The sequence below is a fragment of the Streptomyces sp. NPDC054847 genome (assembly GCF_053610925.1).
In genome coordinates, this window is the sequence record NZ_JBSGZJ010000280.1 from 1 (window position 1) to 9,546 (window position 9,546).

A 9,546-nucleotide genomic window follows, 5' to 3' on the forward strand; every position below is an offset into this window, starting at 1 on the left:
GGCGCGGGGGGGCGCGGGGCGCCCCCCCCCCCCGGTTTCGGGAAGGGGCGGGTGGGGGAAGGTCAGTCGTCCGCGGGCTCGGGCGTGACCGACGCCGTCTTCGTGTCGACCGTCAGGCCGCGCTCGCGCTCGTCGGCACCGTCCTCGCCGAGTTCGACCTCCCAGCGGCCCGCCCCCTCGTCCTCGAAGTCGACCGACGTCACCGTCGCCCCCGGGTGGGACCTGAGCGCAGCCTCCACCGCCTCGCGGGCGTCCACCGACGCGCCGCGCAGGGCGTCGCGGTCGTCGCGGTCGTCGTTCTCCGCCTCGGCCTTGTCCTCTCGTACCGCGCCGGTCCGCACGTCGACGTGCAGTTCGTGCTCGCGGTCGTCCTTGCCGAGGACGTCCACCTCCCAGTGACCGTCCCCGTCGTCGTCGAGGTCGACGGAGCTCACCACGCCCTGCGTGTGCTCGAGGGCCGCGGCCATGGCCTGCGCCGCGGTGACGGACCCGGCGGGGGCCGCGGACCTGTCCTCGGACGCGTCGTCGCGGTCGTCGCGGTCCTGGACCGTGACGGGCACCGAGCCCGCCGCGGCGGGCGAAACGTCGTCGTCCGACACCGCCGCGGCCGTGTACGTACCGCCGCCGATCAGCACCGCCGCCGCGAGGGTCGCGATGACAAGCTTGCGCTTCATGAGGTTCTCCCGAGTCGTTGTGCCGAGTCGTGCTGCTGCGTCAGCAACGGGATCCACTCTTGCCGCGCCATGCTGAACGCAGCCTGAAGCCGCCTGAAGAGTTCTTCAGCTTCCGTTTGCGACCCTGGGCGCATGAGGTTGCTGATCGTGGAGGACGAGAGGCGGCTCGCGCTCTCCCTCGCCGCGGGCCTGACCGCCGAGGGTTATGCCGTGGACGTCGTCCACGACGGACTCGAGGGCCTGCACCGTGCCACCGAGGGCGTCCATGACCTGGTCCTGCTCGACATCATGCTGCCGGGCATGAACGGCTACCGGGTCTGCGCCGCTTTGCGCGCCGCCGGCCACGACGTGCCGGTCCTGATGCTGACCGCCAAGGACGGCGAGTACGACGAGGCGGAGGGTCTCGACACCGGCGCGGACGACTACTTGACCAAGCCCTTCTCGTACGTCGTCCTCGTCGCCCGGGTCAAGGCGCTGCTCCGGCGTCGCGGCAGGGCGGGCGGCTCGCCCGTGCTGACGGCGGGCGACCTGCGCGTGGACACCGCCACCCGCCGTGTCCACGCGGGCGGTGAGGAAGTCGCCCTCACCGCCAAGGAGTTCTCGGTGCTGGAGCACCTCGCGACGCGTACCGGCGAGGTCGTGGGCAAGCCCGAGATCCTCGAGCACGTGTGGGACTTCGCCTACGAGGGCGATCCGAACATCGTCGAGGTCTACATCAGCGCCCTGCGCCGCAAGCTCGGCGCGGACCGCATCCTGACCGTGCGCGGCGCCGGATACCGGTTGGTGGCGGTGGAGTCGTGAGGTCGGTCCGGGCCAGGGCCGCGCTGGGCGCCGGCCTGGTGGTCGCCGTGGCGCTGATCGCCGCCGGGACCGCCGTCCTGCTCTCCCTGCGGGCGAACCTGATCGACAGCACGGATCTTCAGGCCGAGGTCGCCGCCCGTGACGTGGCGTCCCAGATCGCACTCGGTGTGCCCTACGAAAAGCTGGAACTGCCCGACGAGGACGACGAACGCCCCGTCCAGGTCGTCGGCGACGACGGCCGGGTGCTTGCCGTCAGCGAGCATCTTCAGGCCGTCTCCGGGACCGGCAGCGCGGACGTCCGGCCCCAGGCGCCGCCGCGTGACGGCGACGGCGACGATGACGACGACCCCGGCCGGGGAGAGGTCTCCTCCGACGATCCGGGGTTCGCCTCCGGAACCGCCACCGTGGACGGCGACAGCGCCGATTACCGCTTCGCCTCCGTCGAGGTCCGCCTCGACGACGACCGTACGGCGACGGTGTACGCGGGGGCGCCGCTGACCACCGAGCAGGACGCGGTCACCACCGTGCGCGACGCGATGCTCATCGGCCTGCCGCTCCTGCTCGCCGTGGTCGGCTCGGTGACATGGCTGGTGACCCGCCGTGCGCTCGGGCCCGTCGAGGGCATCAGGCGCGAGATGGCGGCCATCACCCGCTCCGAGGACCTTTCGCGGCGTGTGCCTGAGCCGGACTCGGGGGACGAGGTCGCGAGGCTCGCCCGTACGACGAACGAGACCCTGGCCGCCCTGGAGGCTTCCGTGGAGCGACAGCGCCGATTCGTCGCGGACGCCTCGCACGAACTGCGCAGCCCCATCGCCTCACTGCGCACACAGCTCGAAGTGGGCGCGGCGCACCCGGAGTTGCTGGATGTGCCCGGCGCGGTGGAGGACACCGTGCGGCTCCAGCAGCTGGCTGCGGACCTGCTGCTGCTGGCACGGCTGGACGCGGGGGAGCGGCCGGGATCGGCGGCTCTGGATCCGGCGCAGCTGCTGACGGAGGAGGTGGCGCGCAGGGCCGGCGACCGCGTGCCGGTCGAGCTGGCGGTGACACAGGGGTTGCAGGTGGCCGGTTCCCGCGCCCAGCTGGGCCGGGTGATCGGCAATCTGCTCGACAACGCCCAGCGTCACGCCGTCGCCTCGGTCACCGCTTCCGTCCGTCGGGAGGGTGGCCGGATCGTGCTGGCCGTCGCCGACGACGGCGCGGGCGTGCCGGAGGAACAGCGTGAGCGGATCTTCGAACGGTTCGTACGGCTCGACGACGCACGTACCAGGGACGAGGGCGGTGCCGGCCTCGGCCTGGCCATCGCCCGCGATGTGGCACACCGCCACGGCGGGACCCTCAACGTCGGCCGTTCACCAGCCGGCGGGGCGGTGTTCGAACTGGCCCTGCCGGACGCGGCCCGCGGTTAGCGTCGCCGGCGGCCCGGCGCGAGGACGCGCGGGGCTCTGCCGCCGGACGCTGCCGCTAGAGCTTGCCGCGCCGTCCGCGCAGGTGCTCGGCGACCGGGGTCAAGGACTCCCGCAGTTCGGCGAGTGCCTCCGGCGACAGCAGGTCGATGAAGTGTTTGCGGACGGAGGCGACGTGGTGCGGCGCCACCTTCTGCATGGTCGCGACGCCTTCGTCGGTGAGCACGGCGTACAGTCCGCGCCGGTCGGACTCGCAGTTCTCCCGCCGGACGAGGCCGGCGCTCTCCATACGGGTGACCTGGTGCGACAGGCGGCTCTTGGACTGCAGCGTGGCCGCCGCGAGGTCGCTCATCCGCATCCGCCGGTCCGGGGACTCCGAGAGGTTCACCAGGATCTCGTAGTCGTTGTTGGTCAGGCCGAACGGCTGGAGGTCCTTCTCGAGCTGGTGCATCAGCAGCTTGTTGACTTCCAGATGCGTGCGCCAGGTGCACTGCTCGTCATCGGTAAGCCAGCGAGTGGCCGTCTCGGTCTCCATATATGGATTCTACCTAAGAAGTTGAAAAGCGGACGAAGTCGGGGGGTGTGACGCCTGGCACCCTGCGCACCAGGGGGTGCACAGGGGCGCAGACGTTCGACGTCACACTCCGCAGACTACCGCTCACAGCCCGAAGCGACGCTGGAGGTCCCCCAGCTGGCCGGGAAGGCGCGGTGAGGAACCTTGCTGGCCGGCGCCCCCCGCCGGCCCGTGACCGCCCGGAACGCCGGGCTCCGCCCCGACCACGCCGGTCGCCGGCTCCGGCATCAGCGCCTCGCTCGACTGCAGGAGCACCGTCCCCGCCCCGACGAACTCGAACTGGTGCTCCTCGCCCGACGCGCCGCCGATGCCCGTCAGTGCCCGGACGCCGCCCATGACGCCGGTCATGTAGCCGTGGTCGTAGTGGTGGCAGGGCGACGGGCAGTCCGCCCACCCCACCAGTGCCTGCGGATCCACGCGGACCGGCGGCTCCATGAACACCACGGGCCCGTTCGACGCGGCCACGAACTTCCCGGTGCCGATCAGGGTCAGGAAGCCCGGCACGATCGACTGCTTCAGCGCCAGCGAGGGCTGGTACGCCAGCAGGTTGCCCGCGCGGATCGTGAGGTTGCCGTCGTCCAGGTCGAACGAGTTCACGTCGAAGGCGCGGTCGGCGAGCAGCATCTTGCCGCTGCCCTCCGCCACCACCCAGTCGCTCGCGTGCAGCGGGGAGTGGAACGACGTCCGCAGCAGCCGGTCGAGGCGGCCGTGGCCGATTCCGTTGAAGTCGATGCGCCCGTAGTAGGCGATCATCTTGCCCTTCTGGAGGAACCACTGGGAGCCCTTGAGCTCCACGCAGAAGGTGTACGCGTTGACGTTGTCGTCGCTCGGCAGCGTCGTCGGGTCGAAAACCGGGGGCGTGCTCACAGCTTCTCCTCCGACGCCTGGACGTACACCGCACCGCTGCCGCTGAGCTCCAGCTGGAACGCCTCACCGGAGCCGCGCCCCACCATGTCGCGCCAGCCGAGCGCCGTGGAGAGTTTGTTCCGCACGTCGCCGTGGTGGGCGACGTACGCCTGCGGGTCCACATGGACCGGCCGGGCGGGGGTGATCGGCAGCTCGATCACACCGCCGTGCGCCATCACCGCGACCGCGCCGTGGCCCTTGAGGGTCGTGGTGAACAGACCCTGGCCCGTCACCTGGCCGCGGACCATGCCCATGACGCCGCCCTGGGAGCCCATGAACATCGTGCCCTGCTGGAGCGCGCCGTCGAAGGCGAGCAGCCGGTCGGCCTCGACATAGAGGGTGTCGCCGGTGAGCTGGATGACCTGGACGTGGTGCCCGCCGTGGCCGAACATCACCGTGCCGTTGCCCTCGACGGTCATCAGCGGCGTCGCCTCGTTCGCCACGCGGCGCCCGATCATCGACGCGAGCCCGCCCTGGCCGCCGGTGATGTTCGGCGTGAAGCTGACGTCGCCCCGGTAGGCGAGCATCGCGCCGCGCTGGCTGAACATCTTCTGGCCGGGCGTCACGGTCGCCTCGACCATCTTGGAGTTGATCTCCCGGAACGGCATCAGACGTCCCCTCCGACGGTGTTGCGCTCGCTCGGCTGCACGTAGACCAGCCCGTCACCCTCGAAGCGGATCTGGAACGCCTCGCCGCCGCCCTCGCCGAGGAAGGTCCGGAACGTCACGCCGGACTGGAAGTCCTGGCGCAGATTTCCCTGGTGGGCGATGTAGGCCCCCGGATCGACCGAGAGCGGGTACTGGGGCGTGACGCGCAGCGCCACGGCGGTGCCGTCCGACATGATGGCCGCCTGGCCGGTGCCCTCGACGGTGGTCGTGAAGAGGCCGTTGCCGCTCGCGCCCCCGCGCAGTCCGGTGAAGGTCGTGCCGGTGCGCAGTCCGCCGTCGGTGCACAGCAGATTGCTCGACTCGACGTAGAGCTTGTCGCCGTGCAGTTGCACGAGGTTGATCTCGCTCGCCCGGTCGGCGAAGTAACAGGTGCCCTGCCCCTTCACCTCCATCATGGTCATCTGCTCGCCGGTGAGCCGGCGGGTGACCATCCCCCGGATGCCCTCACCGCCGCCGGACATCTTCTTGAAGGCCATCTGGCCGTCGTACGCGACCATCGACCCGTTCTTCGCTCTGACGGCGTCACCGGTCATCTCGACCGCGAGCACCTTGCTCCCCTGGAGCCGAAACGTTGCCACGGGCCGACGTTATCCGGTGAAACCTGCCCCGAACAGCGTCCTCGGGGATGATCCGGACCCTGACAAAGACTTCGCAAAGTGGCCTGCCACAATGGTCGGCGAGCTTGTGCATGCGTTCACAAGATCCATGCCCCCCGACCATCCCCCTCGCCACCGAAGGTGACCCGTGGACATCAAGACCGCCTCCTCCCTCCACCGCCTCCGTCTCGTCTCCGCGCCGGAGGCCGTCTCGTTCCTCCTGCTGCTCGTCTGCTCGGTCCTCAAGCGCACGACGGACTTCAACGCGGTCCCGGTCATGGGTGCGATCCACGGTCTGCTCTTCGTCCTCTACGTGCTCTTCTGGCTGGACGCGTGGAACCGCACCAAGTGGGACCTGAAGACCGCGGCGCTCTACTTCGTCCTCTCGGTGCTGCCCTTCGGCGGCTTCTTCGCCGAGCGCAAGCTCAAGCGTGAGGCCGACGACGCCGTCATCGCCTCCCGCGCCCGCCGCGAGAACGTGGTCGACGCGTGATCGTCGCCTTCTCCGTCACGCCCCTGGGAGTGGGCGAGGACGTCGGCGAGTACGTCGCCGACGCGGTCCGCGTCGTGCGCGAGTCGGGGCTGCCGAACCGCACCGACGCGATGTTCACGTCGGTCGAAGGCGACTGGGACGAGGTGATGGACGTGGTCAGGCGCGCGGTCGCCGCCGTCGAGGCCCGTGCCCCCCGCGTCTCGCTGGTCCTCAAGGCCGACATCCGGCCGGGCGTCACCGACGGGCTCACCTCCAAGGTCGAGACGGTGGAACGCCACCTCGCGGACTGACCCCTCCCTGTGCCGCGAAGCCCCCGGTCGTACAGCGGCCGGGGGCTTCGCCGTACCCCGGGTCCGGTGACAGCGCGCCCCCGGCTAACCTCTGTTTTGAGCAGTCGCTCAAAAAGGGCTGGACCAGGGGGCGGGATGAGGCTGTACGTCGAGACGCGGGTCCGCGTCGGCATGGAGACGCTGTGGGACCGCACGCAGGAGCCGTCCCGGCACCAGCGGTGGGATCTGCGCTTCACCGAGATCGCCTACCTGCCGCGCCCGGACGGTGAACCGCAGCGCTTCCGCTACGCGACCCGTGTGCTGCCCTTTCTGACGGTCGCCGGCACCGGCGTGAGCGCCGGCGAAAGACGCCGCGACGGCGACCGGGCCTCCGCACTGCGCTTCGCCTCGCCGCATCCGCTCTCCTTCCTGAAGGAGGGCAGCGGCTACTGGCGCTACGTCCCGACCGACGACGGCATCCGCTTCCTGACCGGCTACGACTACCGGCCGCGATGGGGGCGCTTCGGCGCGGCGGCGGACCGTCTCGTCCTCCGTCCCCTGATGGGCTGGGCGACCGCATGGTCCTTCGACCGGCTGCGGCTCTGGTGCGAGAAGGGCATCCGTCCCGAGCGGCTGCTGGCGCACGCCCTGGCCGAAGCGGCCGTACGGCTGCTCGCCGTCGTCCTCGCCGCCGCGTACACGCCCCCGGCCGTCGCGGCCGTGACGGCCGCCGCCGCCCTGTTCCTGCCGCCCTCTCCCGTCACACCCGCGGCCCGGCGCTGTCTGCGCACCCCGCCGGCGCGCACGTCGGAGCCCGCCCTCCTCGGCACCCTGGAGCACTCATGACCTCCATCTTCCGCACCGCCATGGGGGAGACCTTCGAACGGCTCCACCCTCAGCTCCGGCGGCGCTTCTCCGTCGGGCTCGACAGCGGCGAGGCCTGCACGGGGCACGGGGTCATGGACCGCATCTGGCACGGTCCCGCCTTCGTCAAACCGTTCCTCGCGCTCGGCGGCAGCCGCAACATCCTCGTCCCCCGCACCGGCCGCGACGTCCCCTTCACCATCGAGAACGTCCCCTACGCCGACTCCCACGGGCGTGAGACCGTCACCTTCGTCCGCACCTTCGCCCTCCCCGGCGGGCCGCGCCGGTTCGACGCCACCATGGTCCTCGCCCCCGAGGGCGACCGCGTGCTCGACTACCTCGGTACGCATCAGCACCTGGCCAGCGATCTCCATCTGTCCGCGGAGCCGGACGGTTCGCTGCTCATCCGCTCCGGTGAGCACCGCTTCCGCGAGGGACCGGTCGACGTCCGTGTGCCCGGCCTGATCGGCGGCGACGCCGAGGTCCGTGAGTCGTACGACGACGCCACGGACCGCTTCCGTATCCGGGTGCGGGTGACCAACCGCCGCTTCGGGCCGCTCTTCGGCTACGAGGGCTCGTTCACCGCCCACTACCGCGACGTACGCTCGCACGGGGTGCGCGCGGGGCTGCGCCCGGTACGCGAGGAGATACGGGCGTGAGCCAGGAGACCAGGCGGAAGCTGCTGGAAGGGGCTCTGCGCACCCTGACGGAACAGGGCTTCGCCAAGACCTCCGCCCGCGCCGTGGCCGCCGCGGCGGGCGTGAACCAGGCGCTCGTCTTCTACCACTTCGGCTCCGTCGACGAACTGCTCGCCGCCGCCTGCCGTCACGGCGCGGAACAGCGCGTCGCCCGCTACCGCGACCGTCTCGCGGCGGTCACCACCCTTGCCGAGCTGCTGGAGTTCGGCCGCCGGATGCACGAAGAGGAGCGGGCCGGCGGTCATGTCGCCGTCCTCTCCCAGCTGTTGGCAGGCGCCCAGACCCACCCCCGGCTCGCACCCGCCACCGCCGCCGGACTCGATCTGTGGATCGCAGAGATCGAGAAGGTGCTCACGAGGGTCCTCGCCGGGACCCCGCTCGCCGAGTTCACCGACCCCGCCGGACTGGCTCGTGCCGTCGCCGCCTCTTTCGTCGGTCTGGAGCTCTACGAGGGCGTCGACCCCGACGGGGCGGAGCGCGCCCTGGACGCCCTCGTGCAGCTCACCCTCCTGGTCGCCGCCCTCGACGAACTGGGGCCCGTGGCGCGGCGCGCCGTCCGGCACCGCCTCGGGCGGTCCGCGCACCGGTGAGGTCCGCACGGCGGGGGCGGCCGGAGCGTTGGGCCGAAAGACTGAATCGACCGAAGAGCGAGACAGGGCTGACCAGCATGTGACCAGTCGGTAAGGTCGGTGCCGTGCCGAAGCCGCTCAGCCTTCCCTTCGATCCCATCGCCCGCGCCGACGAACTCTGGCAGCAGCGCTGGGGACCCGTGCCCTCGATGGCAGCGATCACCTCGATCATGCGCGCGCACCAGATCCTGCTCGCCGAGGTCGACGCCGTCGTCAAGCCGTACGGCCTGACCTTCGCCCGCTACGAGGCGCTGGTGCTGCTCACCTTCTCCCGAGCGGGCGAGCTGCCGATGTCCAAGATCGGCGAGCGGTTGATGGTGCACCCGACGTCGGTGACCAACACCGTGGACCGGCTGGTCAGGTCCGGCCTGGTCGACAAGCGGCCCAACCCCAACGACGGCCGCGGCACGCTCGCGTCCATCACCGACAAGGGCCGTGAGGTGGTGGAGGCCGCCACCCGCGACCTGATGGCGATGGACTTCGGCCTGGGCACGTACGACGCGGAGGAGTGCGCGGAGATCTTCGCGCTGCTGCGTCCGCTGCGGGTCGCGGCCGGCGACTTCGAAGAGAAGTAGGTCACGCGCCCCGCGGGACGACCGCCGCGGCCGCCCGGTTACGCTCGATGCCATGAAGGCGAATGTGCTTTTCCGTTACCGGGTGATGGCGTACGTCACCGCCGTATGGCTGCTGGTCTTCACCGTGGCGATCGTCGCCAAGTACGGCTTCGACACCGGCGACACCATGCTGATCTCGCAGGTCCACGGCGTGCTCTTCATCATCTACGTCGTCTTCGCCTTCGACCTGGGCTCCAAGGCGAAGTGGCCGTTCGGCAAGCTGCTGTGGGTACTGGCCGCGGGCTGCATCCCCTTCGCCTCGTTCTTCGTCGAGCCGAAGATCACGCGTGAGGCGCGCGCCCTGATCGCCGGTGACGCCGCCCCGGCGACGGCCGACGCGTAGCACCCCCGAAGCGC

At 70.9% G+C, this 9,546-nt stretch carries 14 protein-coding genes; 9 read left to right on the forward strand and 5 right to left on the reverse strand.

Annotated features, from left to right (window positions below; translation table 11 throughout):
* Positions 1-62 precede the first annotated feature (62 nt).
* Positions 63-674 carry a PepSY domain-containing protein gene (locus ACWGH4_RS23890; protein WP_453464291.1) on the reverse strand — a complete coding sequence of 204 codons (612 nt, stop codon included), beginning with the start codon at positions 672-674 and terminating at the stop codon, positions 63-65.
* Between the two features lie 132 nt (positions 675-806).
* On the opposite strand from ACWGH4_RS23890, the gene ACWGH4_RS23895 reads away from it, so the two are divergent.
* The gene (locus ACWGH4_RS23895) at positions 807-1,475 is read left to right on the forward strand and encodes a response regulator transcription factor (RefSeq protein WP_453464293.1); all 669 of its coding nucleotides are present in this window, start codon (positions 807-809) and stop codon (positions 1,473-1,475) included.
* Complete coding sequence (locus ACWGH4_RS23900) at positions 1,472-2,881, forward strand: ATP-binding protein (RefSeq protein ID WP_453464296.1); 1,410 nt, start codon at positions 1,472-1,474, stop codon at positions 2,879-2,881. Before ACWGH4_RS23895 ends, ACWGH4_RS23900 begins: the two co-directional genes overlap by 4 nt.
* A 55-nt stretch (positions 2,882-2,936) precedes the next feature.
* On the opposite strand, the gene ACWGH4_RS23905 is transcribed toward ACWGH4_RS23900, so the two are convergent.
* The 4 genes from ACWGH4_RS23905 to ACWGH4_RS23920 form a co-directional block, all read right to left on the reverse strand.
* Positions 2,937-3,413, reverse strand: coding sequence for a MarR family winged helix-turn-helix transcriptional regulator (locus ACWGH4_RS23905; protein ID WP_159687071.1), 477 nt, complete (start codon positions 3,411-3,413; stop codon positions 2,937-2,939).
* Between the two features lie 123 nt (positions 3,414-3,536).
* Entirely contained in the window at positions 3,537-4,319 is a 783-nt protein-coding gene (locus ACWGH4_RS23910; RefSeq protein ID WP_453464300.1) for an AIM24 family protein, read from the reverse strand.
* Positions 4,316-4,966 carry an AIM24 family protein gene (locus ACWGH4_RS23915; protein ID WP_453464302.1) on the reverse strand — a complete coding sequence of 217 codons (651 nt, stop codon included), beginning with the start codon at positions 4,964-4,966 and terminating at the stop codon, positions 4,316-4,318. Before ACWGH4_RS23915 ends, ACWGH4_RS23910 begins: the two co-directional genes overlap by 4 nt.
* Positions 4,966-5,604: an AIM24 family protein gene (locus ACWGH4_RS23920; RefSeq protein WP_441266130.1), complete on the reverse strand. Its 639-nt coding sequence runs from the start codon at positions 5,602-5,604 to the stop codon at positions 4,966-4,968. Before ACWGH4_RS23920 ends, ACWGH4_RS23915 begins: the two co-directional genes overlap by 1 nt.
* A 166-nt stretch (positions 5,605-5,770) precedes the next feature.
* On the opposite strand from ACWGH4_RS23920, the gene ACWGH4_RS23925 reads away from it, so the two are divergent.
* From ACWGH4_RS23925 to ACWGH4_RS23955, 7 genes are all read left to right on the forward strand, one after another.
* Positions 5,771-6,115 carry a DUF3817 domain-containing protein gene (locus tag ACWGH4_RS23925; protein ID WP_159687063.1) on the forward strand — a complete coding sequence of 115 codons (345 nt, stop codon included), beginning with the start codon at positions 5,771-5,773 and terminating at the stop codon, positions 6,113-6,115.
* On the forward strand, positions 6,112-6,405 hold the full coding sequence (locus ACWGH4_RS23930) for an MTH1187 family thiamine-binding protein (protein WP_453464305.1): 294 nt from the start codon (positions 6,112-6,114) through the stop codon (positions 6,403-6,405). The genes ACWGH4_RS23925 and ACWGH4_RS23930 overlap by 4 nt, the downstream gene beginning before the upstream one ends.
* A gap of 135 nt (positions 6,406-6,540) precedes the next feature.
* The gene (locus tag ACWGH4_RS23935; RefSeq protein WP_453464308.1) at positions 6,541-7,230 is read left to right on the forward strand and encodes a hypothetical protein; all 690 of its coding nucleotides are present in this window, start codon (positions 6,541-6,543) and stop codon (positions 7,228-7,230) included.
* On the forward strand, positions 7,227-7,907 hold the full coding sequence (locus ACWGH4_RS23940; RefSeq protein ID WP_453464310.1) for a DUF4166 domain-containing protein: 681 nt from the start codon (positions 7,227-7,229) through the stop codon (positions 7,905-7,907). Before ACWGH4_RS23935 ends, ACWGH4_RS23940 begins: the two co-directional genes overlap by 4 nt.
* Positions 7,904-8,536, forward strand: coding sequence for a TetR/AcrR family transcriptional regulator (locus ACWGH4_RS23945; RefSeq protein ID WP_453464313.1), 633 nt, complete (start codon positions 7,904-7,906; stop codon positions 8,534-8,536). Before ACWGH4_RS23940 ends, ACWGH4_RS23945 begins: the two co-directional genes overlap by 4 nt.
* 104 nt (positions 8,537-8,640) lie before the next feature.
* Positions 8,641-9,150, forward strand: a complete 510-nt coding sequence (locus ACWGH4_RS23950) for a MarR family transcriptional regulator (RefSeq protein WP_441266125.1) — start codon at positions 8,641-8,643, stop codon at positions 9,148-9,150.
* 52 nt (positions 9,151-9,202) lie between these two features.
* Entirely contained in the window at positions 9,203-9,532 is a 330-nt protein-coding gene (locus ACWGH4_RS23955) for a DUF3817 domain-containing protein (RefSeq protein WP_441266124.1), read from the forward strand.
* Positions 9,533-9,546: the final 14 nt, after the last annotated feature.

Coding starts and splice junctions, on each gene's coding strand:
- ACWGH4_RS23905 (WP_159687071.1), bottom strand. CDS start 3,413: ATGGAGACCGAGACGGCCACTCGCTGGCTTACCGATGACGAGCAGTGC.
- ACWGH4_RS23935 (WP_453464308.1), top strand. CDS start 6,541: ATGAGGCTGTACGTCGAGACGCGGGTCCGCGTCGGCATGGAGACGCTG.
- ACWGH4_RS23895 (WP_453464293.1), top strand. CDS start 807: ATGAGGTTGCTGATCGTGGAGGACGAGAGGCGGCTCGCGCTCTCCCTC.
- ACWGH4_RS23940 (WP_453464310.1), top strand. CDS start 7,227: ATGACCTCCATCTTCCGCACCGCCATGGGGGAGACCTTCGAACGGCTC.
- ACWGH4_RS23890 (WP_453464291.1), bottom strand. CDS start 674: ATGAAGCGCAAGCTTGTCATCGCGACCCTCGCGGCGGCGGTGCTGATC.
- ACWGH4_RS23915 (WP_453464302.1), bottom strand. CDS start 4,966: ATGCCGTTCCGGGAGATCAACTCCAAGATGGTCGAGGCGACCGTGACG.
- ACWGH4_RS23955 (WP_441266124.1), top strand. CDS start 9,203: ATGAAGGCGAATGTGCTTTTCCGTTACCGGGTGATGGCGTACGTCACC.